Annotated in this window: 24 protein-coding genes and 1 other RNA gene; 6 read left to right on the forward strand and 19 right to left on the reverse strand. The window is 61.0% G+C overall.

Annotated features, from left to right (window positions below; translation table 11 throughout):
- Positions 1 to 2: 2 nt before the first annotated feature.
- From mraY to rsmI, 9 genes are all read right to left on the reverse strand, one after another.
- Positions 3 to 1,085: a phospho-N-acetylmuramoyl-pentapeptide-transferase gene (gene mraY, locus BM321_RS02385; protein WP_053124966.1), complete on the reverse strand. Its 1,083-nt coding sequence runs from the start codon at positions 1,083 to 1,085 to the stop codon at positions 3 to 5.
- Complete coding sequence (gene murF, locus BM321_RS02390) at positions 1,085 to 2,452, reverse strand: UDP-N-acetylmuramoyl-tripeptide--D-alanyl-D-alanine ligase (RefSeq protein ID WP_092441397.1); 1,368 nt, start codon at positions 2,450 to 2,452, stop codon at positions 1,085 to 1,087. The genes mraY and murF overlap by 1 nt, the downstream gene beginning before the upstream one ends.
- Positions 2,445 to 3,908 (reverse strand): UDP-N-acetylmuramoyl-L-alanyl-D-glutamate--2,6-diaminopimelate ligase, encoded by a 1,464-nt coding sequence (locus tag BM321_RS02395; RefSeq protein WP_092441398.1) that lies wholly within the window; start codon positions 3,906 to 3,908, stop codon positions 2,445 to 2,447. Before BM321_RS02395 ends, murF begins: the two co-directional genes overlap by 8 nt.
- Complete coding sequence (locus BM321_RS02400; protein ID WP_170842280.1) at positions 3,908 to 5,647, reverse strand: peptidoglycan D,D-transpeptidase FtsI family protein; 1,740 nt, start codon at positions 5,645 to 5,647, stop codon at positions 3,908 to 3,910. The genes BM321_RS02395 and BM321_RS02400 overlap by 1 nt, the downstream gene beginning before the upstream one ends.
- Entirely contained in the window at positions 5,647 to 5,940 is a 294-nt protein-coding gene (gene ftsL, locus BM321_RS02405; protein ID WP_003178214.1) for a cell division protein FtsL, read from the reverse strand. The genes BM321_RS02400 and ftsL overlap by 1 nt, the downstream gene beginning before the upstream one ends.
- A complete protein-coding gene (rsmH, locus tag BM321_RS02410) occupies positions 5,937 to 6,884 on the reverse strand; it encodes a 16S rRNA (cytosine(1402)-N(4))-methyltransferase RsmH (protein WP_092441399.1) in 948 nt (315 codons plus the stop codon). The genes ftsL and rsmH overlap by 4 nt, the downstream gene beginning before the upstream one ends.
- Complete coding sequence (gene mraZ / locus BM321_RS02415) at positions 6,881 to 7,336, reverse strand: division/cell wall cluster transcriptional repressor MraZ (RefSeq protein ID WP_003205355.1); 456 nt, start codon at positions 7,334 to 7,336, stop codon at positions 6,881 to 6,883. The genes rsmH and mraZ overlap by 4 nt, the downstream gene beginning before the upstream one ends.
- A gap of 308 nt (positions 7,337 to 7,644) precedes the next feature.
- An RNA gene (gene rnpB, locus BM321_RS02420) (RNase P RNA component class A) lies at positions 7,645 to 7,998 on the reverse strand.
- 74 nt (positions 7,999 to 8,072) lie between these two features.
- Positions 8,073 to 8,945: a 16S rRNA (cytidine(1402)-2'-O)-methyltransferase gene (gene rsmI / locus BM321_RS02425; RefSeq protein ID WP_092441518.1), complete on the reverse strand. Its 873-nt coding sequence runs from the start codon at positions 8,943 to 8,945 to the stop codon at positions 8,073 to 8,075.
- 207 nt (positions 8,946 to 9,152) lie between these two features.
- Between rsmI and BM321_RS02430 the strand changes: the two genes are divergently transcribed.
- The 4 genes from BM321_RS02430 to BM321_RS02445 all read left to right on the forward strand — a co-directional run bounded on the left by BM321_RS02430 (position 9,153) and on the right by BM321_RS02445 (position 12,597).
- On the forward strand, positions 9,153 to 10,964 hold the full coding sequence (locus BM321_RS02430; protein WP_092441400.1) for a penicillin-binding protein activator: 1,812 nt from the start codon (positions 9,153 to 9,155) through the stop codon (positions 10,962 to 10,964).
- Entirely contained in the window at positions 10,964 to 11,326 is a 363-nt protein-coding gene (locus BM321_RS02435) for a YraN family protein (RefSeq protein WP_060740748.1), read from the forward strand. Before BM321_RS02430 ends, BM321_RS02435 begins: the two co-directional genes overlap by 1 nt.
- Positions 11,327 to 11,428: 102 nt before the next feature.
- Positions 11,429 to 12,022, forward strand: coding sequence for a phosphoheptose isomerase (locus BM321_RS02440; protein WP_007928463.1), 594 nt, complete (start codon positions 11,429 to 11,431; stop codon positions 12,020 to 12,022).
- On the forward strand, positions 12,019 to 12,597 hold the full coding sequence (locus BM321_RS02445; protein WP_030139689.1) for a BON domain-containing protein: 579 nt from the start codon (positions 12,019 to 12,021) through the stop codon (positions 12,595 to 12,597). Before BM321_RS02440 ends, BM321_RS02445 begins: the two co-directional genes overlap by 4 nt.
- Positions 12,598 to 13,059: 462 nt before the next feature.
- Here BM321_RS02445 and BM321_RS02455 read toward each other — a convergent pair whose 3' ends face one another.
- The 7 genes from BM321_RS02455 to rplM form a co-directional block, all read right to left on the reverse strand.
- On the reverse strand, positions 13,060 to 13,473 hold the full coding sequence (locus BM321_RS02455) for a ClpXP protease specificity-enhancing factor (protein WP_053124982.1): 414 nt from the start codon (positions 13,471 to 13,473) through the stop codon (positions 13,060 to 13,062).
- Between the two features lie 16 nt (positions 13,474 to 13,489).
- A complete protein-coding gene (locus BM321_RS02460; RefSeq protein ID WP_003178195.1) occupies positions 13,490 to 14,107 on the reverse strand; it encodes a glutathione S-transferase N-terminal domain-containing protein in 618 nt (205 codons plus the stop codon).
- 151 nt (positions 14,108 to 14,258) lie between these two features.
- Positions 14,259 to 15,041, reverse strand: coding sequence for a cytochrome c1 (locus BM321_RS02465; protein WP_092334220.1), 783 nt, complete (start codon positions 15,039 to 15,041; stop codon positions 14,259 to 14,261).
- A complete protein-coding gene (locus BM321_RS02470) occupies positions 15,041 to 16,252 on the reverse strand; it encodes a cytochrome b (RefSeq protein ID WP_092204149.1) in 1,212 nt (403 codons plus the stop codon). Before BM321_RS02470 ends, BM321_RS02465 begins: the two co-directional genes overlap by 1 nt.
- A complete protein-coding gene (gene petA / locus BM321_RS02475) occupies positions 16,252 to 16,845 on the reverse strand; it encodes a ubiquinol-cytochrome c reductase iron-sulfur subunit (RefSeq protein ID WP_060740746.1) in 594 nt (197 codons plus the stop codon). The genes BM321_RS02470 and petA overlap by 1 nt, the downstream gene beginning before the upstream one ends.
- A 256-nt stretch (positions 16,846 to 17,101) precedes the next feature.
- On the reverse strand, positions 17,102 to 17,494 hold the full coding sequence (gene rpsI, locus BM321_RS02480) for a 30S ribosomal protein S9 (RefSeq protein WP_003205364.1): 393 nt from the start codon (positions 17,492 to 17,494) through the stop codon (positions 17,102 to 17,104).
- A 14-nt stretch (positions 17,495 to 17,508) separates the two neighbouring features.
- Positions 17,509 to 17,937, reverse strand: coding sequence for a 50S ribosomal protein L13 (rplM, locus tag BM321_RS02485; protein ID WP_003205365.1), 429 nt, complete (start codon positions 17,935 to 17,937; stop codon positions 17,509 to 17,511).
- A 245-nt stretch (positions 17,938 to 18,182) separates the two neighbouring features.
- On the opposite strand from rplM, the gene BM321_RS02490 reads away from it, so the two are divergent.
- A complete protein-coding gene (locus tag BM321_RS02490; protein ID WP_092441402.1) occupies positions 18,183 to 19,223 on the forward strand; it encodes an NADP(H)-dependent aldo-keto reductase in 1,041 nt (346 codons plus the stop codon).
- Between the two features lie 116 nt (positions 19,224 to 19,339).
- Here the strand turns inward: BM321_RS02490 and BM321_RS02495 are convergent, their stop codons facing one another.
- Positions 19,340 to 20,476, reverse strand: a complete 1,137-nt coding sequence (locus BM321_RS02495; protein ID WP_092166184.1) for an acyl-CoA dehydrogenase family protein — start codon at positions 20,474 to 20,476, stop codon at positions 19,340 to 19,342.
- Positions 20,477 to 20,720: 244 nt separating this feature from the next.
- Here BM321_RS02495 and BM321_RS02500 point away from each other — a divergent pair, with 244 nt between their 5' ends.
- Complete coding sequence (locus BM321_RS02500; RefSeq protein WP_175534890.1) at positions 20,721 to 21,617, forward strand: GlxA family transcriptional regulator; 897 nt, start codon at positions 20,721 to 20,723, stop codon at positions 21,615 to 21,617.
- A gap of 191 nt (positions 21,618 to 21,808) precedes the next feature.
- On the opposite strand, the gene zapE is transcribed toward BM321_RS02500, so the two are convergent.
- Together zapE and BM321_RS02510 are read right to left on the reverse strand one after the other, a co-directional pair.
- Positions 21,809 to 22,903 (reverse strand): cell division protein ZapE, encoded by a 1,095-nt coding sequence (gene zapE / locus BM321_RS02505; protein ID WP_092334216.1) that lies wholly within the window; start codon positions 22,901 to 22,903, stop codon positions 21,809 to 21,811.
- A 102-nt stretch (positions 22,904 to 23,005) separates the two neighbouring features.
- Entirely contained in the window at positions 23,006 to 24,361 is a 1,356-nt protein-coding gene (locus tag BM321_RS02510) for a tryptophan--tRNA ligase (protein WP_092441404.1), read from the reverse strand.
- Positions 24,362 to 24,365 lie beyond the last annotated feature (4 nt).

Here is a 24,365-nt window from a genome sequence, read left to right on the forward strand (position 1 = left end):
TTCTACCTCAGCTTCAGGGTGGCAAGGCCGATCAGCACCAGGATCACGGTGATGATCCAGAAACGGACGATCACACGCGGCTCGGGCCAGCCCTTGAGTTCAAAGTGGTGGTGGATCGGCGCCATGCGGAATACGCGGCGGCCGGTCAATTTAAAGGAAGCAACCTGAATGACGACTGACAGGGTCTCCATCACGAACACGCCGCCCATGATGAACAGGACGATTTCCTGGCGAACGATGACAGCGATGGTGCCCAGGGCCGCGCCCAGCGCCAGCGCGCCGACGTCGCCCATGAAGACTTGCGCCGGGTAGGTGTTGAACCACAGGAACCCCAGGCCGGCACCGATCAGCGCGCCGCAGAACACGATCAGCTCACCTGCCCCCGGGACATAAGGGATCAGCAGGTATTCAGCGAATTTCACGTTACCCGACAGGTAGCAGAAGATCCCCAGCGCGCCGCCGACCATGACCGTCGGCATGATCGCCAGGCCGTCGAGGCCGTCGGTGAGGTTGACCGCGTTGCTCGAACCGACGATGACCAGGTAGGTCAGCACGATGAAACCTGCACCCAACGGAATGCTGTAGTCCTTGAGCATCGGCAGGATCAGGGTGGTTTCCACCGGCGAGGCGGCGGTCATATAAAGGAAGATCGCCGCGCCGAGGCCGAACACCGACTGCCAGAAATATTTCCAGCGACTTGGCAGCCCGCGGGAGTTCTTCTCGATCACCTTGCGGTAGTCGTCGACCCAGCCGATGGCGCCGAAGAACAGGGTCACCAGCAGCACGACCCAGACGTAGCGGTTCGCCAGGTCGGCCCAGAGCAAGGTGCTGATACCGATGGACGACAGGATCAACGCGCCACCCATGGTCGGGGTGCCGGATTTTGACAGGTGCGATTGCGGACCGTCGTTACGGACCGACTGGCCGATCTGCAGGTTCTGCAGAGTGCGGATCATCCACGGGCCCAGGAACAGCGACAACGACAACGCGGTCAGCACACCCAGGATCCCGCGCAGGGTCAGGTACTGGAAGACCGCGAAGCCTTTGTGGAACTGTTGCAGGTACTCCGCTAGCAGCAGCAGCATTAATGTTTCTCCGTGGAGGCGCCGCACAGTGCCGCGACGATGTTTTCCATCGCTGCGCTGCGTGAGCCCTTGATCAATAAGGTGGTGTTCGGGTCCTGCTCGGCGCCCAGGGCCTGGATCAGTTCGGCTTGAGTGGTGAAATGCCGCGCGTGTTCGCCAAACGCGGCGACCGCATGGGCCATCATCGGACCGACCGCATACAGCGCATCGACCTTGCCGCGTGCATAGGCACCAACGTCGTGATGGCCCTGTTGCGCCCATTCGCCCAGTTCACCGATATCCCCCAGCACCAGCACGGTACGGCCGGAGAAACCGGCGAGGATGTCCACGGCCGCGCACATGGACGACGGGTTGGCGTTGTAGGTGTCGTCGATCACGCGCATGCCGTTAGTGGCCAGTTGCGCGACGGAGCGCCCCTTGACCGGCTGCACGGCGTTCAGCCCGGCGACGATGCCCGGCAGCGACACGCCCAGGGCATGGGCGGCAGCCGCCGCGGCCAGGGCGTTGGCAACGTTATGGGTGCCCAGCAGGTTCAACTGGACCCGCTCGGCGCCGTCGGGGCTGTGCAGGTTGAAGGCCGGGCAACCACGGGCATCACGGTCCAGGTCACTGGCGTAGAAATTCGCGGCGAGGTTGCTCAGGGCGAAGGTCAGCACCTTGCGCTCGCCCGCACGGGTCTTCCAGATTTCAAAAGCCTTGTCATCGAGATTCAGCACGGCGATGCCATTGGCATCCAGCCCTTCGATGATCTCGCCCTTGGCCTCGACGATTTTTTCCGGGCCGCCGAACTCGCCGACGTGGGCGGTACCGGCGTTGTTGAGCACCGCCACGTGAGGCTTGGTCATGGCCACGGTGTAGGCAATCTCGCCGAGCCGCGAAGCCCCCAGCTCGATGACGGCAGCACTATGTTCCGGCGCCAGTTCCAGCAGGGTCAGCGGCACGCCGAGGTCGTTGTTCAGGTTGCCCCGGGTCGCCAGCACCGGACCGCGAGTGCGCAGGATGCTGGCGAGCATTTCCTTGACCGTGGTCTTGCCGCTGGAGCCGGTGATGGCGGCGACCGGGTTGCCATACGCCGCACGATTCAGCGCACCGAGCTGGCCCAGGGCCTGGCGGGTGTCGTTGACGAGCAATTGCGGCAACGTGCTGTTGTTCACTTCCCGCTCGACCAGGGCCGCGACCGCACCTTTGCCCGCGACCTCGTTCAAGTAATCGTGGCCATCGAAACGCGGCCCGGCCAGGGCGACGAACAATTGCCCCGGTGCGATCGCCCGGCTGTCGATGCTGACGCCGTCGAAACTGGCGTCCGCGGCGATGAGGCGCGCATTCAGGGCGTTGGTCAGTTCGCTGAGTTTCAGGGCCTTAAGCATGGGCCACCTCCCACGCGGTCAGGGCGTGATCGGCTTCCACCAGATCGGAGAACGCATGGCGTTCGCCGTTGATTTCCTGATAGTCCTCGTGGCCCTTGCCGGCCAGGACGATGACATCGTCCGCCGAAGCGCTGGCGATCAACTGGGCGATGGCCTGGCCGCGACCGGCGACGAAGGTGACGTTATCCACAGCGGTAAAACCGGCGCGGATGTCGTCGAAAATCCGCAGCGGGTCTTCGCTGCGCGGATTGTCGTCGGTGACCAGCACGCCATCTGCCAGCCGCTCCACGACTTCGGCCATCAACGGGCGCTTGCCGCGATCGCGATCACCACCGCAGCCAAACAGGCACAGCAACTTGCTCCTGGCGTGAGGACGCAGGGCCGTGAGGACTTTTTCCAACGCGTCGGGGGTATGGGCGTAATCGATCACCACCAACGGTTGCGCCCCACCGCCCAGCCGCTGCATGCGCCCGGCGGGCCCTTCCAGCTTTGGCAACACCTTGAGAATTTCGTCCAGCGCGTAGTCCAGGCCGAGCAAGGCGCCGATGGCCGCCAATACGTTGCTCAGGTTGAAGCGGCCGAGCAAAGTGCTGCGCAAGTGGTGCTCGCCCTGGGGCGTGACCAGCGTGGCGCGTACGCCTTCGTCGTTGAACTGGGCCTGACGTATATAAAGGTAGGCGCTGGTATCTTCCAGGCTATAGGTGATCAACCGGGACTCGCGCTTGTCGGCGGCCAGTTGCCGACCGAACTCGTCATCGAGGTTGATGACCCTGCATTTCAAATCATTCCAGGCAAACAGCTTGGCCTTGGCTTCACCGTAGGCCTGCATGGTGCCGTGGTAATCCAGGTGGTCCCGGGACAGGTTGGTCAACACCGCCACATCGAATGCCAGCGCCGTCACCCGGCCCTGATCCAGGCCATGGGACGAGACTTCCATCGCGACAGCCTTGGCACCGGCCTTCTTCAGGTCCGCCAGGGTCGCTTGCACGGCAATCGGGTTCGGCGTGGTGTGCAGGCCGCTCTCCAGTGCGCCATGAAAACCGTTGCCCAAGGTGCCGACGATGCCGCAATGCTGGCCGAGCAGGTCCAACGCCTGGGCCACCAGTTGGGTCACGCTGGTCTTGCCGTTGGTACCCGTCACGCCCACCAGGTTCAGGTGACGGCTCGGGTCGCCATAAAAACGCCCGGCGATGTCCGACAGCTGCGCTGCCAGGTCCTTGACCGGAATCAAGGGCACGTCAGTGATCGGCAGCACGGTGGCACCTCGCACTTCATAAGCCACGGCAGCCGCGCCACGCTTCAGGGCGTCGGCGATATGGTCGCGGCCATCGACCCGAGCACCCGGCACCGCCAGGAACAAGTCCCCGGCGCGTACATTGCGGCTGTCCAGGGCCAATTCACGAATCAGCAGATCGTGACCGGCGTGGGCGAAAATCTTGTTCAGGCTCAGGGACATCAGCCACGCCCTCCTTCGGCTTTCAAGGGAACGACCGGTGCGGTATTGGCCTGCTGGGTCGGCGGCAGGTTATCCGGGGTAATGTTCATCAGGCGCAGGGTGCCGGACATCACTTTGCTGAACACCGGCGCCGAGACCAGGCCGCCGAAGTAGCCCGCCTTGCTCGGTTCGTCGATGACCACGACGATGGCGTAGCGCGGGTCGCTCATCGGGCCGAAGCCGGCAAACAGCGAACGGTAGGAATTCTCGGCGTAGCCTTTGGTGCCCACGGAGGTTTTACGGGCCGTACCCGATTTACCTGCAACGTGGTAGGCCGGCACCTGGGCGCGATAGACACCACGCGGCGCCTCGATCACCTGCTGCAGCATGCCCTGCATGGTCTTGGCGACATTTTCCGGGATCACCTGGGTGGTCTGCGGCGCCTTGTCGGTCTTGATCAGGGTCAGCGGTGCCATGCGCCCGTTGTTCGCCAGCGCGGAAAACGCATGGACCAGCTGGATCGCGGTCACGGAAACACCGTAGCCATAGGACAACGTGGCGGTTTCAGCCTTGCGCCAGTCACGGTAGTTCGGCAGGTTGCCGACACGCTCGCCCGGGAAGCCCAGGCCGGTGTCCTGGCCGAGGCCGATTTTCTGGGCCAGGCGATAGATCGTTTCGCCACCGATATCGAAGGCGATCTTGCTCATGCCAACGTTACTGGAGTTGATCAGGATGCCGGTCAGGTCGAGCACCGGACCTTCGGTCTTGGACACGTCGCGGATGGTGTACTTGCCGATCTGCAGGGTGCCCGGGTACACCTCGACGGTGTCGCTCGGCTTCCAGCGCCCGGTTTCCAGGGCGGCGGCCATGGACACGGCCTTCATGGTCGAACCCGGCTCGAACACGTCGATCATCGCGCGGTTGCGCATCATCGCCGGCTGCAGGTTGCGACGGTTGTTCGGGTTGTAGGTCGGCTGGTTGACCATCGCCAGGATCTCGCCGGTCTTCACGTCCATGATCACCAGGCTGCCAGCCTTGGCACCGTTCTCGACGATGGCATTGCGCAGCTCGCGGTTGGCCAGATATTGCAGGCGCAAGTCAATGGACAACGCCAAGGGCTTGCCGGCCTTGGCGTTTTTGGTGACTTGGACATCCTTGATCAGCCGGCCGCGCCGGTCCTTGATGACCTGTCGCTTGCCGGCGACTCCGGCGAGCCATTCGTCATAGGCCAGTTCGACACCTTCCCGGCCCCGGTCATCGATGTCGGTAAACCCGACCATGTGGGCCGTGACTTCACCGGCCGGGTAGAAACGCCGGAACTCTTCAATGCCGTAGACACCGGGTACTTTCAAGTCGAGCACGCTCTGGCCCTGCTCGGGCGTCAAGCCGCGCACCAGATAAATGAATTCCTTGTTGGCCTGGGCTTCGAGGCGCTCGGCCAGGGCCTTGGGGTCCTGCCCGAGTGCGGCGGCCAAGGCCGGCCATTTTTCCTTGGCCAGCTGCATTTCCTTGGCGTTGGCCCACAAGGTGGTCACCGGGGTACTCACGGCCAGGGGTTCGCCATTGCGGTCGGTGATCAGGCCACGGTGAGCCGGGATCGGAATATGCCGCACACTGCGGGCATCGCCCTGCCCCTTGAGGAAGTCACGGTCGACGACCTGCAGGTCGATGATGCGCCACGAAATCGCCGCCACCATGATCCCGAGCAAGCCCAGGACCAGACGAAACCGCCACGGGAACAGCGCCCCTTCGAGTTTCATCATGGCGCCACCATCTGCACTTCGGCGGCGCCGGGAATGCGCATTTTCAACTGTTCGGTGGCCAGGACTTCGATACGGCTGTGGGCGGTCCAGGTGCTCTGTTCCAGGATCAACCGCCCCCACTCGGCCTGCGCCTTGTCGCGCACGCTGAGTTCGTTATAAAGGGTATTGAGCAACTGCCGGTTCCAGTGCGCGCTATAGGACACGGCGATGGCCGACACGAGCACGCCGATGAACAGCAGCAGCATGAAAAAGCTGCCGCCGGGCAGGGGCTTGGCGAAGAGCTTGCTCACCGCAACTTCTCCGCGACGCGCATGACGGCGCTACGGGCGCGCGGGTTGGCCTTGAGTTCGGCTTCGGAAGCGAACTGCGCCTTGCCATGGATCTTGATCTTCGGCACGAAGGCTTCGAAACGCACCGGCAGGTTGCGCGGCAGGTTATCGGCTTCCCCCTTGGTGAGCTTGCGCATGAACAGCTTGACGATGCGGTCTTCCAGGGAGTGGAAGCTGATCACCACCAGGCGACCGCCGATCTCCAGCGCCTCGATCGCCGCTTCGAGACCCACCTGCAGATCGCCCAGTTCGTTATTGACGTGGATGCGCAAGCCCTGGAAAGCCCGGGTCGCCGGGTTCTTGCCCTTTTCCCAGGCCGGGTTGGCCACTTTCAGCACCTCGGCCAGGTCGCCGGTGCGCTCGAAAAGCTTGATGTCGCGGCGCTCGACCACGGCACGGGCCATGCGGCCGGAGAAACGCTCTTCACCGTATTCCTTGAAGACACGGGCGATTTCTTCCACCGGGGCGGTGTTGACGAATTCGGCGGCGCTGATCCCACGGGATGGGTCCATGCGCATGTCCAGCGGGCCGTCATTGAGGAAGCTGAAGCCGCGCTCCGGGTCGTCCAGCTGTGGCGACGACACGCCCAGGTCGAGCAGCACGCCATTGACCTTGCCGGCCAGGCCGCGCTCGGCGACTTCCGCGCCCAGCTCGGCGAAGCTGCGCTGCACAACGACAAAGCGGCCGTCTTCGGCCGCCAGCGCTTGCCCGGTGGCAATCGCTTGAGGATCCTTGTCGAACCCCAGCAACCGGCCGTCCGGCCCCAGCTGGCTGAGGATCAACCGGCTGTGCCCACCACGCCCGAACGTGCCGTCCAGATAGCAGCCATCAGGACGTACGGCGAGCGCCTCGACGGCCTCGTCAAGCAGTACGGTGATGTGGTTAAAGCCGCTATCAATAGTCACAGGATCAAATCACGCAGTTCGTCAGGCATGGCGCCCGGTTGTTGAATAGCAGCGAGGTCAGCGGCAGAAACCGCATTCCAGGCATCTTCGTCCCACAGTTGGAACTTGTTTAGTTGGCCCACCAGCATCGCGCGCTTGTCCAGCTTGGCGTACTCGCGCAGGCGCGGGGGCACCAGGAAACGACCACTGCCATCGAGCTCGAGGTCGACGGCATTACCGATCAGCAAGCGTTGCAGACGGCGGTTTTCTTCGCGCAGCGAAGGCAGTGCGCGCAGTTTGGTTTCGATGATTTCCCACTCATCCAGGGGGTAAACACACAAACATGGGTCAACGGCGTCGATCGTGACGATTAACTGCCCCGAACTTCGCGAAACGAGCTCGTCACGATACCGGCTGGGCATGGCGAGCCGGCCTTTTGCATCGAGACTGATAGCGTTAGCTCCGCGAAACACGTCAGCGTTTCTCCACTTTTTGGCGTTTTACCTTCAAAAAAACCCACTTCATGCCACTTTCCGCCACTTGCGCACACTATAGGAATGCGCCCACCGCACCGTCAAGGCGCGTAATGAAGGAAAAGCCTTATAGATCGGAGATTTAGGAGCGTTTCAGGAGGGGTAACAAGAATCTGACGTAGGAAAATTCGCTCCAACCTGAAGCAGCACAGGGGACTGCGCGCACAAGTTAAAGTGATTTGTTAAGAGTAAGATTTTTTTGGTATTAGGAACTGCGTCTGCCAGTGATTTCGGCAGGAAGGGAAAAGGTGGAGAGTCGATCTGTAAGCCGGGTTCTGTCTTGAACAGTCATTCGTCTACGATGGCCATCACTGGACATCTTTAGCAACCTACCCGGTCCCAGCGCGGGCCACGCCTTGGGACCCTATTTGGTCTTGCTCCAAGTGGGGTTTACCTAGCCACGAACTGTTGCCAGCCGTGCGGTGCGCTCTTACCGCACCTTTTCACCCTTACCGGCGCCGAAACGCTTAGGCGGTTATTTTCTGTGGCACTTTCCGTAGGCTCACGCCTCCCAGGCATTACCTGGCACTTCGCCCTATGGAGCCCGGACTTTCCTCCCCCCCCTAATTCTCATAGAGGGCAGCGACTGTCCGATCGACTCTCCGCCGCGAAGGTTAACGGTAGAGCGCTTGAAGAACAAGCGCTAAAAGCCCCGGGCCAGCACCGTGTCCCGGTTTCACTGGTCTTTCTGTTTTTCCAGTGCGACCTGATACAGCACATTCTTGCGCTCGCCTGTGATCTGCGCCGCAAGGGCCGCGGCGCGCTTGAGGGGCATTTCCTCGAGCAGCAGGTTCAGGACGCGCATCGCCTCGCCGCTGACGGCATCCTCGCTTTGCGGCGGCGTCCAACCCGCCACCAGCACGACGCACTCGCCGCGTTGCTGGTTGCTGTCGCTTTCGACAAAGGCGCGCAACTCGTTCAACGGCAGTCCCTTGAGGGTTTCAAAGGTCTTGGTCAACTCCCGGGCCAGCAGCGCCTGGCGTTCGGCACCGAACACCAGTTCCATGTCCTGCAGGCATTCCAGAATGCGGTGCGGCGCCTCATAGAAGATCAGCGTACGCGGCTCTTCCTTTATAGCTTCCAGGCGTGCCCGCCGCCCCACCGCCTTGGCCGGCAGGAAACCTTCGAAGATGAAACGGTCCGACGGCAGGCCTGCCGCCGACAGCGCCGCGATCAACGCGCAAGCCCCCGGCACCGGCACCACGCTGATACCCGCCGCCCGGGCCTGGCGCACCAGATGATAGCCAGGGTCGGAAATCAACGGCGTACCGGCATCGGAAATCAGCGCGATGTTATCGCCTGCCAACAGCCGGGTAATGAAACGACTGCCTTCGTCCCGCTCATTGTGTTCATGACAGGCTGCCAACGGCGTGGAAATGCCGAAATGTTGCAGCAGGCGCTGGGAGTGACGGGTGTCTTCAGCCGCGATCAGCGCAACCTCCTGCAGGATTTTCAGCGCCCGGGCACTGATATCGTCCAGGTTGCCGATGGGCGTCGCCACCACATAAAGCGAGCCGGCAGCGGAATTCAAAGCACCTGGAGCAGTCAAAACGCGCACCTCATGATCGTAAAAACCGCCATTGTAGCGTGTGCCAGCCATCCCAGCTGTTCACCACAGAGGCAATACCCTGTCTTTTGTGGCGCGCCGCACTCTTTGAAATACCTAAATTGATCGATTCACACCAGTAACATCGCGCCCCGGCCAGTGCTTGGGTACAATTCGACGCTAATTTGATCTCGTATCGGGAACACTTACATGATCGCTTGCCTGCGGCTGCTCTCCGCCCTCTGCCTCGCTGCCCTCCTGGCGGCCTGCGCCAGCTCGCCCTCGTCCAGCCTTGGCGAACTTCCACGGACCCCGGATGCCAGTATCGAGCAGTTGCTCGAACAGGCCACCCAAAGCAAAACCCCGGAAAAAGCCGCCCTGCTGCGCCTGAGCGCCGCAGACCTGGCCTACCGCCAGGGCAATGCCGGCCAGTCCGCACAGATCCTGCAACAAGTGCCGATGGAACAACTCAAGCCCGGCCAGCAGATTTTCGCCAGCACACTGTCGGCGGAACTGGCGATGACCCGCAACCAGCCCAAGGCAGCGCTCACCGCCCTGAGCCACCCAAGCCTGCAACACCTGAGCGAAATGCCCGTGGAGCAGCAGGCCCGCACCGGAACCGTCCGCGCCCGCGCCCTCGAAGCCGACGGCCAGACCCTGGCTGCCGCCAAGGAGCGCATCTTCATCGCACCCTTGCTGAAGGACGATGCCGCGGCGAAAAACCACGAAGCCATCTGGTCGCTGATCGCCTCGCTGCCCACCGACCAGTTGCAGCCCGCCTCCAACGACGACCTCGGCGGCTGGTTGAGCCTGGCCCAGGCCGTCAAGACCGCCGGCACCCTGGAACAGCAGCAGGCAGCCATCGACCACTGGCGCGAACAGAACCCAAAGCACCCCGCCGCCCTGCAACTGCCGACGCCCCTGGTCAAGCTCAAGGAACTGGCCAGCCAGCCACTGAGCAAGATCGCCCTGCTGCTGCCACAAAGTGGCCAGCTGGCAGCGGTTGCCAAGGCCTTGCGCGAGGGTTTCATGGCCGCGCACTACCAGGCTCAGCAGGCCGGGCAAACGCCGCCCAGCATCCAGTTCTATGACAGCGCCAGCCTGACCTCCATGGACGAGTTCTACCGCAAGGCCCAGGCCGACGGCGTGCAACTGGTCATCGGCCCGCTGGAAAAACCCCTGGTCAAGCAGATCAGCACCCGTCCGCAATTGCCGATCACTACCCTGGCGTTGAACTACAGCGAAGGCGAGCAAGGGCCACCGCAACTGTTCCAGTTCGGCCTGGCCCCCGAGGATGAAGCTCGCGAAGTGTCCCGTCGCGCCCGCGCCGATGGCCTGCACCGCGCCGCCGCCATGGTACCGAAGGGCGAATGGGGCGATCGCGTACTCAAAGCCTTCAGCCAGGACTGGCAGGCCAACGGCGGCACCATCGTCGCGATCGAACGGGTCGACCAGCCGGTCCAACTGGCCCAGCAGATCGCCGACATGTTCCAGTTGCGCCAGAGCGAAGGTCGCGCCAAGAGCCTGCAAAGCACCGTGGGCACCACGGTCGCGGCCCAGCCGTCCCGTCGCCAGGACATCGAGTTCATCTTCCTGGCCTCGACACCGCAGCAGGCCCAGCAGATCAAGCCAACCCTGAACTTCCAATACGCCGGCGACGTGCCGGTCTACGCGACGTCTTCGGTGTTCAGCGCCAGCGGCGACCAGAACCAGTACAACGACATGAGCGGCATCCGCTTCTGCGAAACCCCGTGGCTGCTCGACGCCAATGACCCGCTGCGCAAGCAGGTCACCGCGCAGTGGCCCCAGGCGGGTGGCAGCCTGGGTCGGTTGTACGCGATGGGCGCGGATGCCTATCGCCTGGCACCGCGCCTGGGCCAGCTCAAGACGTTGCCGGACAGCCGCCTCGAAGGTTTGTCGGGCAGCCTGGCCGTGTCGCCCACCCAGCGCGTACAGCGTCAATTGCCTTGGGCCGAGTTCGTCAACGGCCAGGTGCAGCGCCTGCCGGACACCCAGCGCTGATGCCTGACCGATCACGCCAGCAAAGCGGACGGGATGCCGAGGGCCAGGCCCTCGCGCATCTCCAGCAACACGGCCTGCGGCTGGTGGCGCAGAACTGGTTGTGCAAACGCGGCGAGCTTGATCTGGTCATGCTTGACGGCGATACAGTAGTATTCGTCGAAGTCCGCTACAGAAAAAATACCCAATGGGGTGGCGCGCTCGACAGCATTGACGAGCGCAAGCGCCAGAAACTGGTGTTCGCGGCGCAGTATTTCCTGCAACGCGAGTCTCGCTGGGCCGATTATCCCTGCCGCTTCGACGTGGTTGCCATCGACAGCAACGCCGCCCAGTTGAACTGGCTGCAGAACGCCTTCGACAGTTGAGCGCCCATGCCGAGCCGGACACCTTCACCTAACTTTTTTGCTCTTTGCTTTGCGCGCCGCACATGTTTGTGCCCATAAGCCGCGCTACTTAAGGTCACACAGATGGACATGCAATCGCGAATTCGCCAGCTTTTTCAGGCCAGTATCGACACCAAGCAACAGGCGATGGACGTACTTGCACCGCACATCGAGCAAGCCAGCCAAGTGATGGTCAACGCCTTGCTCAACGAGGGCAAAATGCTTTCGTGCGGCAATGGCGGCTCGGCCGGCGACGCCCAGCATTTCTCGTCGGAGCTGCTCAACCGCTTCGAGCGCGAGCGCCCGAGCCTGCCGGCGATTGCCCTGACCACCGACAGCTCGACGATCACCTCGATCGCCAACGACTACAGCTACAACGAAGTCTTCTCCAAACAGATCCGCGCCCTGGGCCAACCTGGCGATGTGCTGCTGGCGATTTCCACCAGCGGCAACTCGGCCAATATTATTCAAGCGATCCAGGCCGCACATGATCGCGAAATGATTGTCGTAGCATTGACCGGTCGTGACGGCGGTGGCATGGCATCGCTGCTATTGCCCGAAGACGTCGAGATCCGCGTACCGGCCAATGTCACCGCACGTATCCAGGAAGTCCACCTGCTGGCGATCCACTGCCTTTGCGACTTGATCGACAGCCAACTGTTCGGGAGTGAAGAATGACCCCTAATCGCCTAGGCCTTCTGGCCTTGACCCTGTGCCTCGGCATCAGCGGCTGCACATCGGTGGTTAACGCCAGCCGGGAAAAGCCGATTGAAGACGACCGCGGCACCCGCACCTTCGGCAGCAAGATCGACGACTCCCTGATTGAAACCAAGGTCGGCGTGAACATCGCCAAGGCCGACCCGGACCTGGACAACAACTCGCACATCGTCGTCACCAGCTTCAACGGTGTCGTACTGCTGGCCGGCCAGACCCCACGCGCCGACCTCAAGGCTAAGGCCGAACAGGAAGCCAGCGCCGTGCAGCGGGTCAAGACCGTGCATAACGAACTGCAGGTCCTGCAACCCTCCTCCCTGCTGGCGCGTCAGAATGACGCCTGGCTGACCACCAAGATCAAGACCCAGATGCTCACCGACGCCAGCATTCCTGGCTCGCGCATCAAGGTTGTGACCGAGAATGGCATCGTCTACCTGCTGGGCCTGCTGACCAAGCAGGAGGCCGCCCAGGCGACCAACTTGGTGCAGGGTGTGTCCGGGGTACAGAAGATCGTCAAGTTGTTTGAGTATATTGACTGAGGCGACTCGCGGCTCTTGAGGCTGCATGCGGCTGGAAAAACGGTGCTCACTCATACAGGGGAGCACCGTTTTTTTGTTTGGTTGGGGGCGCCCAGATCAAGATCAAAAGCCAAAACAAGGCGGCCTCACAGCCCCTCAATCCAAACTGTGGGAGCGAGCTTGCTCGCGATTGCGGTGTGCCAGCCAACACCGATGCTGCTGACCTGACGCCATCGCGAGCAAGCTCGCTCCCACAATGGGATCGGGTACAGCCGGAGGAGACAGGTCGGCTGTAAGGCCGCCTCGCTTTTGCTTTGCTTTTGATCTGGGCGCCCCGTTAACCACGCTGGCCGAACGCAGGCATTGCGCAGTGGGCACCTCGGCATGGATGCCGAGGTAGCCGCGAATACAGCCAAAAAAAATGCCCGCATCTCACGACACGGGCATTTTCCTTGGCGAACAGCGAACAGATTACCTGCTTCGCTACTTCACCACCTTGAGACTAGGCCGACCACTAGGCCGCGGCGGCTCGTCATCCGGTGGTGGCAGGTCATCATCCGGCTCGAACTCTTCTTCACCGTCCAGCGGCGCTTCCAGCTCAAACACCATGCCTTGGCCATTCTCCCGGGCATAAATCCCCAGAATCGCAGCAACAGGCACGTACAAGGTGTGCGGCACACCACCGAAGCGCCCTTCAAAGCTGACGGCATCATTATCCATGTGCAGGTGACGCACAGCGGCTGGCGACACGTTGAGGACAATCTGCCCATCGTTGGCAAAACCCTGCGGCACCTGCACCGACGGAAACTCGGCATTGACGAGCATGTGCGGGGTGCAATCATTGTCCACAATCCACTCGTAGAGCGCGCGGACCAGATAAGGTCGACTGGAGTTCATAGCGGCTCCTTAAGCCTTAGCGCATGTCGCGTTCGACACCAGACAGACTCGCCTGGAATGCCTCACGCGCAAATTGGCGCTCCATATAATCAAGCAGCGGCTTGGCAGGCCGCGGCAGTTCGATACCCAGAATCGGCAAACGCCAGAGTATGGGCAATAGGCAGCAATCCACCAGACTTTGTTCCTCACTGAGGAAAAACGGCTTGTCGACGAACAGCGGCGATACGCCCGTCAGGCTTTCACGCAATTCCTTGCGCGCCACGACTCGCGCCGGCTCCTTGGTTCGGGAATCCAGGATCAGATCCACCAACCCGCACCAGTCACGCTGGATGCGATGGATCAGCAAACGGCTGTTGGCACGCGCTACAGGATAAACCGGCAGCAAGGGTGGATGCGGATAACGCTCATCCAGGTATTCCATCACCACGGTCGACTCCCACAACGCCAGGTCACGATCGACCAATGTGGGCAGGCTGCCGTAAGGGTTCACTTCGATCAGCTTCGGCGGCTGACGACCCGCTTCGACGTAAATGATCTCGGCGCTGACACCCTTCTCTGCCAGTACGATGCGTACCCGGTGGGAATAGTGGTCGGCGGGGTCGGAGTAACAGGCCAACCGATTGGTCACGCCCATGGCGATCCTCCTCGCTTGTTGAAATTATCGAAAAACGGAAAAACGAGCGCGCCCAGAGGGCGTCTCCCGTAACGCCTGGCGGGCCAGGCTCGTTACATGTCTAGAGACGCCCTTGGGCGCGCACGATTAACAGCAATGGCTTACAGCTTTATCAATGCACGTCTTTCCAGTATTCACGCTTGAGCAGGTAAGCGAATACGAAGAAGAACGCCAGGTACAGCAATACATAGGTACCGATGCGCTGATGCTCCAGCTTCACCGGGTTGGCCGAGTAGGCCAGGAAGGTCACCAGGTTCTTGACCTTCTCATCGAACTGCTCCGGGGTCAGGGTGCCGGTGTTCGGCAATACGGTCAGTTGGTCGCAGGCTTCATGGGTCAAAGCGGAGCCTGTCAGCGGATCGAATTGCTTTTTGCCGTCTTCAACGATCTGAACCTGTTTGCAGCCTACCACCTGGCGACCCTGGAGGCCGACCAGAACGTTAGGCATCCCGACGTTCGGGAAGACCTTGTTGTTCACGCCCCAAGGACGTGCAGGGTCTTCGTAGAACGAGCGCAGGTAACCGTAAAGCCAGTCGGTGCCACGCACACGGGCCACCAGGGTCAGGTCCGGCGGCGCGGCGCCGAACCAGGTCTTGGCGTCCGCAGGCTGCATGCCGATGGTCATGTGATCGCCCAGTTTGGCACCGGTGAACACAAGCTTCTCGAGCATCAGCTCATGGGGGATGCCCAGGTCATCGGCAACGCGTTCATAGCGCTGGAACTTGGCACTGTGGCAACCCATGCAGTAGTTGGCGAACGTACGTGCGCCGTCCTGCATGGCCGCTTTGTCGGAAACGTCGATGTCGACTTTTTCCAGCTCCGGACCACCGTGTTCAGCCGCGAAGGACAGTACAGGCATAGCAGCAAGAATCAGTACAGCAAATAGCTTTTTCATCAGCCAGTCACCCTTTCCGGAACCGGTTTGGTCTTCTCGAGCCTGGTGTAGAACGGCATCAGAATGAAGTAGGCGAAGTACAGGAAGGTGCAAACCTGCGACAGCAGCGTGCGTTCCGGTGTCGGAGCCAGTACGCCCAGCACGCCCAGGATCACGAACGAGATGCAGAACACCACGAGCCAGATCTTGCTCAGCCAGCCTTTGTAGCGCATCGACTTGACGGGGCTGCGGTCCAGCCATGGCAGGACGAACAGCACGGCGATGGCCGCGCCCATGGCAATAACGCCCAACAGCTTGTCCGGGATCGCCCGCAGGATCGCGTAGAACGGCGTGAAGTACCAGACCGGGGCAATGTGCTCAGGAGTCTTGAACGCGTTCGCCTGCTCGAAGTTCGGCTTCTCGAGGAAGTAACCGCCCATTTCAGGGAAGAAGAACACGATGGAGCAGAAGATGAACAGGAAGACCACCACGCCGACGATATCTTTCACGGTGTAGTACGGGTGGAAGGCGATGCCATCCAGCGGTACGCCGTTCTCGTCCTTGTGTTTCTTGATGTCCACGCCATCCGGGTTGTTCGAGCCGACTTCGTGCAGCGCGAGGATGTGCAGCACCACCAGGCCGAGGATCACGATTGGCAGGGCGACCACGTGCAGGGCGAAGAAGCGGTTCAGGGTGATGCCCGAGATCAGGTAGTCACCACGGATCCACTGGGTCAGGTCGTCACCGATGACCGGGATCGCACCGAACAGCGAGATGATCACCTGGGCACCCCAGTAGGACATCTGGCCCCACGGCAGCAGGTAGCCCATGAAGGCCTCGGCCATCAGCGCCAGGTAGATCAGCATGCCGAAGACCCACACCAGCTCGCGAGGCTTCTGGTACGAACCGTAGAGCAGACCACGGAACATGTGCAGGTAGACCACGATGAAGAACGCCGAAGCGCCGGTTGAGTGCAGCAGACGCAGGATCGAGCCGTACTCGACGTCGCGCATGATGTATTCGACGGAGGCAAACGCTTCTTCCGCCGACGGGGTGTAGCTCATGGTCAGCCAGACACCGGTGACGATCTGGTTGACCAGAACGAGCAATGCCAGGGAACCAAAGAAGTAGAAGAAGTTGAAGTTTTTCGGAGCGTAATATTTGCTGAGATGGTCTTCCCACATTTTGGTCGCGGGAAAGCGCGCATCAACCCAATCCATGAATTTGCTCATCACGCTTTCTCCGTATCGACGCCAACGACAATGATGTCATCGGTCTCATAGGAATGCGGGGGAACTGGCAGGTTCAGAGGTGCAGGCTGCGACTTGTAGACGCGACCGGCCAGGTCGTAGTGGGAGCCGTGGCAAGGGCAGAAATAACCACCGACCCAGTCCTTGCCCAGGTCGGCAGGCGCTACTTCGGGACGGAACGTTGGCGAGCAACCCAGGTGCGTACAGATCCCGATCAGCAGCAGGACCTCTGGCTTGATCGAACGCGTCTGCGGGTCGACATAAGTCGGTTGCGTGGAGTTCTTGGAGGACGGGTCGGACAACTGACCCTCTATCTTTTTCAGATTCCCCAGGATTTCCTCTGTACGGCGGACGATGAACACCGGCTGGCCGCGCCACTCAGCAATCATCTGCTGGCCTGGCTCGATCTTGCTGACATTCACTTTCACCGGTGCACCTGCGGCTTTCGCCTTGGCGCTGGGAAACCATGACCCCACGAACGGGACCGCAGCCCCCACCGCTCCTGCAGCACCCACCACGGATGTGGCTGCTACCAGGAAGCGACGCCGGCCTGCATTCACGCCGTCATTGCTCATTCAGTCCTCTCCCATCAGCTTTGTGGCCTGTTAGATCAGGCGTCTACTAAGTAAAAATCTGAACTTATAAAAATTTTGCCGAATGGTAATGAAAAGCCCCAATTCTGACAAGGTAATTACCAAGCGGCCAAACCGCCAAGCCTTGTAGTATAGGGGCTCTACGAATGTGGCAAGTTGTCACAGAGCAATTCTTTTGCCCATAAAAAAACGCCCAGCTCCGTGAGGAACTGGGCGCCTTTTGAAAGCGGAAGCGGAATTAACGCTTCGAGTACTGCGGACGCTTACGCGCTTTACGCAGACCGACTTTCTTACGTTCAACTTCGCGAGCATCGCGAGTTACGAAGCCGGCTTTGCGCAGAGCACCACGCAGAGTCTCGTCGTAATCCATCAGGGCGCGAGTGATGCCGTGGCGGATTGCGCCAGCTTGACCACTTACACCACCACCGATAACAGTGACGTAGATGTCGAATTTTTCGACGGTCTCGGTCAGTTCCAGCGGCTGACGAACTACCATGCGGGCAGTTTCGCGGCCGAAGAAGTTATCCAGGGAGCGGTTGTTGATGGAGATGTTACCAGTGCCCGGACGCAGGAAAACGCGTGCGGTTGCAGTCTTGCGACGGCCAGTGCCGTAATTTTGAGTCGCCGACATAATGAACTATTCCGTTAAAACTTCAGTTCTTGGGGCTGCTGAGCAGTATGAGGGTGAGCAGCGCCCGCATAAACCTTCAGCTTACGATACATGTCGCGACCCAGTGGGTTCTTAGGCAGCATGCCTTTAACCGCGGTCTCGATCACGCGCTCAGGGGCTTTGGCGATCAGCTTTTCAAAGTTGATCGACTTGATGCCGCCAGGAAAACCGGAGTGGGAGTAGTACATTTTGTCAGTGGTTTTAGCGCCAGTAACACGTACTTGCTCAGCGTTGATCACGACGATGTAGTCACCGGTGTCAACGTGAGGGGTGTACTCAGGCTTGTGCTTGCCACGCAGACGGCTCGCGATTTCGGTGGCCAGACGACCCAGGGTCTGACCAGCAGCGTCGACGACAAACCAGTCGCGCTTTACTGTTTCCGGTTTAGCAGTAAAAGTTTTCATTCTTTATAGCCTCAGGGGCCGCCCTGTAAATTAGACGGCGGATCTTACTGAATAGTGCGTACTTTGACAAGTCAAAGGCAGCCGGATACAGACGCTTTCGGGGGCTCGGGTCGGCGCGTCCGTTCAACGGCAAGATTCTTCGGCGGCGGCGCATCACTTCCACTGCAGAAAGAGGTGCGCAATTATGCAGATTGCGAAAAATATTTCAACCTGCTTTTATGATTGTTTTGCCCAAGGAGTTCCCGATGGACTATCGCCAGCTAGGCCGTACCGATCTGAACGTGAGTGCCCTGTGCCTCGGCACCATGACCTGGGGTGAGCAGAACAGCGAGGCCGAGGCCTTCGCCCAGATCGAACGCGCCAAGGGTGCCGGCATCAATTTCATGGACACCGCCGAGATGTACCCGGTGCCTCCCAAGGCCGAGACCTACGCCACCACCGAGCGCTACATCGGCAATTACTTCAAAAGCCGCGGCGACCGTGCCGACTGGATCCTGGCGAGCAAGATCGCCGGTCCCGGCAACACCATCGACTACATCCGCGACAAGCACCTCAAGCACAACCGCCAGCACATCGTCCAGGCCGTGGACGCCAGCCTCAAGCGCCTGCAGACCGACTGGATCGATCTTTACCAGCTGCACTGGCCAGAACGCAGCACCAACTTCTTCGGTCAACTGGGCTACCAGCACAAGGCCGACGAAACGTTCACACCGCTGGAGGACACCCTCGAAGCCCTGGACGAGCAGGTCCGCGCCGGCAAGATCCGCCACATCGGCCTGTCCAACGAAACACCGTGGGGCACCATGAAGTTCCTGGCCCTGGCCGAAGCCCGTGGCTGGCCGCGGGCGGTGTCGATCCAGAACCCGTACAACCTGCTCAACCGCAGCTTCGAGGTCGGCCTGGCGGAAATCGCCATTCGCGAGCAATGCGGCCTGCTGGCTTATTCGCCTCTGGCGTTCGGCTTCCTGTCGGGCAAATACGAAGGTGGCGCGCGCCCACCTAAAGGCCGCCTGAGCCTCTACAGCCGCTTCAGCCGCTACTTCAACCCGCAATCGGAAGCGGCGTGCAGCCGTTATGTCGCATTGGCCCGCGAGCACGGCCTGGACCCGGCACAGATGGCCCTGGCGTTCGTCACCCAGCAGCCGTTCGTGACCAGCAACATCATTGGCGCCACCACGCTGGAGCAACTGGACAGCAACATCGAAAGCTTCGAGCTGAAGCTGTCGGACGAAGTGCTGGCGGGGATCGAGGCGATTCACAAGGATCAGCCGAACCCTGCTCCTTGATTGATTCATAGGCCCCATCGCGAGCAAGCTCGCTCCCACAGGGTTTCTGCGGTAACGCAGGAACCCCATGTGGGAGCGAGCTTGCTCGCGATAGCGGACCCAAGCTCACCACCGCATCAAAGCGACCGCGCAATGATCTCCTTCATGATTTCATTGGTTCCGGCATAGATCCGCTGCACCCGCGCATCCGCCCATGCCCGGGCAATCGGGTATTCCCACATGAAGCCGTAGCCGCCATGCAACTGCACGCACTCGTCGAGCACCTTGCATTGCAGGTCGGTGCCCCAGTACTTGGCCATCGCCGCCGTCGGCACGTCCAGCTTGCCTTGCAGGTGCAACTCCAGGCAGCGGTCGACGAAGACCCGGCCAATCTGGATTTCGGTAGCCATTTCCGCGAGCTTGAAACGGGTGTTCTGAAAGTCGGCGATGGTTTTACCGAACGCCTTGCGCTCGCGGGTGTAGTCCAGGGTCCATTGCAGCGCCGCCTCGGCCGAAGCCAGGCCGCCGATGGCGACGGTCAGGCGCTCCTGGGGGAGCTCTTGCATCAGGTAGGCAAAGCCCATTCCGGCCTGTCCGAGCAGGTTGTCCTTCGGCACGCGGACATCCTGGAAGAACAGTTCCGACGTGTCCTGGGCCTTCATTCCGACTTTTTCCAGGCGCTTGCCCTTTTCGAAGCCCGGCGTGCCCGCCTCCACCAGGAACAGGCTGGTGCCCTTGGCGCCAGCCTTGGGATCGGTCTTGGCGACCACAATCACCAGGTCCGCCAGGAAACCATTGGTGATGAAGGTCTTGGAGCCGTTGATGACGTATTCGTCACCGTCCAGCACCGCCGTGGTCTTCACCCCCTGCAGGTCGGAACCGGCGCCCGGCTCGGTCATGGCGATGGCCGTGACCATTTCGCCGGACACCAGTTTCGGCAGGTACTTGTGTTTCAGCGCCTCACTGCCGTAATGCAGGATGTACGGCGCGACGATGTCGGAATGCAGCGAGAAACCGATCCCCGTCAGCCCCAGGCGACCGATCTCCTCGATCACCACCGTGCTGTAGAGGAAGTCCGCGTCCAATCCACCATAGGTTTCTGGAAGGTGCGAGCACAACATGCCCGCCTCCCCCGCCTTGTTCCAGAGCTGACGATCGACATGCCCCTGTTTTTCCCACTGGCTGTGGTACGGCACGGCTTCTTTTTCGAGGAAGGTTCGTACGCTGTCACGAAACAATTCGTGCTCGGGACTGAACAGTGTTCTTGGGATCATGGCTCACCTTTGATTATTGTCGGACATGGTTATCCAACAGAGCCTAAGCCTGCGGTGTACGACAGGACACTGGACACATCCGACAAAAAATAAGACGATCCAGCCGTCTGGTGACCACTTCCCCCTATAAAAATAAAGATGAATTATGTCTATGCACACCTCCACGCCCTTGCGGCGCGTCAGCATCCTGGCAATCGACCGGGTCTTCGCCTTCACCCTCATGCAAGCCAAGGATTTTTTCCATCTGGCCAGCCTGCGCTATGGCAAACAACTGGGCCACGGTCTGACGCCGGCGTTTGAAACCCGGCTGGTCAGCCCCGATGGCAAACCGGTGAACAGCTTCAGCGATGTGATCATGCCGGTGGACGGTGGCTTGGAAAACACCGACATCATCATCCTGCCGGCCTTCTGGGATGATTTCGCCAGCCTCTGCCAACGCTACCCCCAGATACTGCCCTGGCTGCGCGAACAACACGCTCGCGGCGCGGTACTCTGCGGCGAAGCCTCCGGGGTGTTCTGGCTGGCCGAGGCCGGTCTGCTCGACGGCAAGGAAGCGACCACCTACTGGCGCTTCTTCAATGCCTTCAAGGAGCGCTTCCCCCAGGTGCACCTGAACCAGGACAAGCACCTGACCGACGCCGACAACCTGTTTTGCGCCGGCGGCGCGACCTCGGCCTGCGACCTCTATATTTACCTCATTGAACGCTTCTGCGGCGCCAACGTGGCCCAGGCCGTGGCGCGGGACATCCTGTATGAAGTGCAACGCAGCTATTCGCCGGGACGGATCGGCTTTGGCGGGCAGAAACTACACCAGGACGTGATCATTCTGCAGATCCAGCAATGGCTCGAAGAGCACTTCGCCGATAAATTCCGCTTCGAGGATGTTGCCCGGGAGCATGGCATGAGCATCCGCAATTTCATGCGCCGCTTCCAGACCGCCACCGGCGACAAGCCACTGCATTACCTGCAACGACTGCGGATCGAAACCGCCAAGGGCCTGCTCTCCGGCAGCCGCAAGAGCATCAAGACCATCAGCTACGAAGTCGGCTACGACGATGCGAGCTTTTTCGCACGGTTGTTCCGGCAACATACCGACCTGTCGCCGAACCAGTATCGGCAGCAGTTTCAGCAGGCGGCGTAGCCCGAGAGCCTGGCACGATCCACTGTGGGAGCGAGCTTGCTCACGATGGCGGTGGTTCAGCAGCACGGATGTTGACTGACAAGACGCCATCGCGAGCAAGCACGCTCCCACAGGGTTTTGCAGTGAACGACTGATTTCGAGCATACAAAAAAGGCCTGCGAACGCAGGCCTTCTTTGCTTTCCGAATCGCCCTACGGCTTATGCGCTCGCGACAGGAACTCGTGAGATTGCATCTCCAGCAAACGACTCAAGGTCCGCTGGAATTCGAAGGTCAGGCGACCGCCGGTGTAGAGGTCCTTGAGTTCGACTTCGGCCGAAATGATCAGCTTCACGTTACGGTCATAGAACTCATCGACCATGTTGATGAAGCGACGGGCGATGTCGTCGGTGGTGACGCTCATCTGCTCGACGCCGCTAAGCAACACGGCGTGGAAGATCTTGCCCAGTTCGATGTAGTCGTTCTGGCTGCGCGGACCGTCGCACAGTTCGCGGAAGTCGAACCAGGCCACGTCGTCACAGGTGCGGATGGCGCGGATCTCGCGGTTTTCGATGATCAGCACATCGTTTTCCACCGCCTGGGTGCATTCCGGCGTCAGGGCGCGGAAGCTCTTGCGCAGGCTTTCTTCGGCGGCGGCATCCAACGGAAAGTGGAACAACTCCGCTTGTTCGAGGTGACGCAGGCGGTAGTCGACGCCGCTGTCGACGTTGACGATTTCGGTGTGTTCCTTGATCAGCGCGATGGCCGGCAGGAACCGCGCCCGCTGCAGGCCGTCCTTGTACAGGCCGTCCGGCACGATGTTCGAGGTGGCGACCAGGGTCACGCCATTCTTGAACAGCTCCTCCATCAAGGTGCCCAGGATCATGGCGTCGGTGATGTCGGAAACGAAGAACTCATCGAAGCAGATCACCCGGGTCTCGTCGGCAAAACGCCTCGCGATGATGGTCAGCGGGTTCTTCTCGCCCCCCAGGGTCTTCATTTCCTCGTGCACGCGCTTCATGAAGCGGTGGAAGTGCGTGCGTGTCTTTTCCTTGAACGGCAGCGCTTCGAAGAAGGTGTCCACCAGGTAGGTCTTGCCACGGCCAACGCCGCCCCAGAAATACAGGCCCTTGACCGGCGCCTGGTCTTTTTTGCCGAACAGTTTGCCCAACAGGCCCGGCTTGTTGTTCGAGGCCGCGACCAGGTCGTCGTACAGGCGCTGCAAATGCCGCACCGCCGTTTCCTGGGCTGCGTCGTGGAAAAACTCCGGGCGTTTCAGATCAGCTTGATATCGTTCTAGGGGCGTCATATTCGTTAGCAAGGCAACAAAAACGGGCCGTCACTGTAGCGATGGCCCAGAGGAATGGCAATCGGCCCTTATTCGGGCCGATGGTCGGGTGATGCGCCGCGATCAGTCCTGGGCAGGCGTCAGGGCAACGCGCAGCGCATCGATGGCCGCATCCCGGGCGGCGCTGTCGGCGAAGGCCGGGCTGTTCGCCACGCACTCACCGTCGAGCCAGACGCTGAAACCCAGGTCGTCGCTGCGTACGTCCAAGGGGTGGCCGGACTGCAATTGCTTGGTCACCTGCCCTGCGGTCTTGCCGTCGGCAAAACTGTTCGAGAGCAACAGTTGCTCGCCATCGGCAGAAAGCAGGCGGAAACGGAAACTGCCGTCATCCTCGCGGAAGCTGACGAAACGTGCCGTCTTGGCCGCTTTCTTTTTGGCCTGGGTTGCCACCTGGACCTGGCTGACGAACGAACGCAGGCCAACGGCCTCGCGCAGTTCGTTGAGGAACGGCGTTGCCACGGCCCGGGCCTTGCTCGCGCCCAGTTGCAGGATGTCTTCAAGGTCCGACGGACGTTCGATGAACTGGTGATAACGCTCGCGCGCTTCACCCAGCTCGCTGTCGAGCAACTGGAAAAGGCGGTTCTTGGCTTCGCCCCAACCCAGGCCTTGCAGCAGTTCGCTGCGGAACTCAGCGGACTGGGCCGGGGTGGCGAAGGCCTGGAACAGGGTGAACAGGTGCGAATTGTCCGGATCCTTGGCTTCGCCCGGGGCACGGGAGTCGGTGACGATCCGCGAGATTGCGTCCTTCATGTCCTTGGCGCTGCTGAACAACGGGATGGTGTTGTCGTAGCTCTTGGACATCTTGCGGCCATCGAGGCCCGGCAGCGTGGCGACGCTTTCTTCGATCAGCGCTTCGGGCATGGTGAAGAACTCCTTGCCCTGGCCGAACAGGTGATTGAAGCGCTGGCCGATGTCACGGGCCATTTCCACGTGCTGGATCTGGTCGCGACCGACCGGGACCTTGTGGGCGTTGAACATCAGGATGTCGGCGGCCATGAGGATCGGGTAGCTGTAGAGACCCATGGTGACACCGGCGTCCGGGTCTTCCCCGGCCTCAACATTCTTGTCCACCGAGGCCTTGTAGGCGTGGGCACGGTTGAGCAGGCCCTTGGCCGCGACGCAGGTCAGCAGCCAGGTCAGTTCCGGGATCTCGGGAATATCGGACTGGCGATAGAACGTCACGCGGTCCACGTCCAGGCCGCCGGCCAGCCAGGTGGCGGCGATCTCCAGGCGCGAACGCTGGATACGCAGCGGGTCATCGCACTTGATCAGGGCGTGGTAGTCGGCCAGGAAGTAGAACGAATCGGCGTTGCTGTCGCGGCTGGCGAGAATCGCCGGACGGATGGCGCCGGCATAGTTGCCCAGGTGCGGGGTGCCGGTGGTGGTGATGCCGGTCAGGATACGGGTACGCGTCGTCATGGGT

The organism is Pseudomonas sp. NFIX10 (assembly GCF_900111955.1).
In the GTDB taxonomy this organism is placed as follows: Bacteria; Pseudomonadota; Gammaproteobacteria; order Pseudomonadales; family Pseudomonadaceae; genus Aquipseudomonas; species Aquipseudomonas fluorescens_AA.

Excerpts from the sequence above, each read along its gene's own strand:
- mraY (WP_053124966.1), bottom strand. The coding sequence starts at position 1,085 with ATGCTGCTGCTGCTAGCGGAGTACCTGCAACAGTTCCACAAAGGCTTC.
- murF (WP_092441397.1), bottom strand. The coding sequence starts at position 2,452 with ATGCTTAAGGCCCTGAAACTCAGCGAACTGACCAACGCCCTGAATGCG.
- BM321_RS02395 (WP_092441398.1), bottom strand. The coding sequence starts at position 3,908 with ATGTCCCTGAGCCTGAACAAGATTTTCGCCCACGCCGGTCACGATCTG.
- BM321_RS02400 (WP_170842280.1), bottom strand. The coding sequence starts at position 5,647 with ATGAAACTCGAAGGGGCGCTGTTCCCGTGGCGGTTTCGTCTGGTCCTG.
- BM321_RS02430 (WP_092441400.1), top strand. The coding sequence starts at position 9,153 with ATGATCGCTTGCCTGCGGCTGCTCTCCGCCCTCTGCCTCGCTGCCCTC.
- BM321_RS02435 (WP_060740748.1), top strand. The coding sequence starts at position 10,964 with ATGCCTGACCGATCACGCCAGCAAAGCGGACGGGATGCCGAGGGCCAG.
- BM321_RS02440 (WP_007928463.1), top strand. The coding sequence starts at position 11,429 with ATGGACATGCAATCGCGAATTCGCCAGCTTTTTCAGGCCAGTATCGAC.
- BM321_RS02445 (WP_030139689.1), top strand. The coding sequence starts at position 12,019 with ATGACCCCTAATCGCCTAGGCCTTCTGGCCTTGACCCTGTGCCTCGGC.
- BM321_RS02455 (WP_053124982.1), bottom strand. The coding sequence starts at position 13,473 with ATGAACTCCAGTCGACCTTATCTGGTCCGCGCGCTCTACGAGTGGATT.
- BM321_RS02460 (WP_003178195.1), bottom strand. The coding sequence starts at position 14,107 with ATGGGCGTGACCAATCGGTTGGCCTGTTACTCCGACCCCGCCGACCAC.
- BM321_RS02465 (WP_092334220.1), bottom strand. The coding sequence starts at position 15,041 with ATGAAAAAGCTATTTGCTGTACTGATTCTTGCTGCTATGCCTGTACTG.
- BM321_RS02470 (WP_092204149.1), bottom strand. The coding sequence starts at position 16,252 with ATGAGCAAATTCATGGATTGGGTTGATGCGCGCTTTCCCGCGACCAAA.
- petA (WP_060740746.1), bottom strand. The coding sequence starts at position 16,845 with ATGAGCAATGACGGCGTGAATGCAGGCCGGCGTCGCTTCCTGGTAGCA.
- rpsI (WP_003205364.1), bottom strand. The coding sequence starts at position 17,494 with ATGTCGGCGACTCAAAATTACGGCACTGGCCGTCGCAAGACTGCAACC.
- rplM (WP_003205365.1), bottom strand. The coding sequence starts at position 17,937 with ATGAAAACTTTTACTGCTAAACCGGAAACAGTAAAGCGCGACTGGTTT.
- BM321_RS02490 (WP_092441402.1), top strand. The coding sequence starts at position 18,183 with ATGGACTATCGCCAGCTAGGCCGTACCGATCTGAACGTGAGTGCCCTG.
- BM321_RS02495 (WP_092166184.1), bottom strand. The coding sequence starts at position 20,476 with ATGATCCCAAGAACACTGTTCAGTCCCGAGCACGAATTGTTTCGTGAC.
- zapE (WP_092334216.1), bottom strand. The coding sequence starts at position 22,903 with ATGACGCCCCTAGAACGATATCAAGCTGATCTGAAACGCCCGGAGTTT.
- BM321_RS02510 (WP_092441404.1), bottom strand. The coding sequence starts at position 24,361 with ATGACGACGCGTACCCGTATCCTGACCGGCATCACCACCACCGGCACC.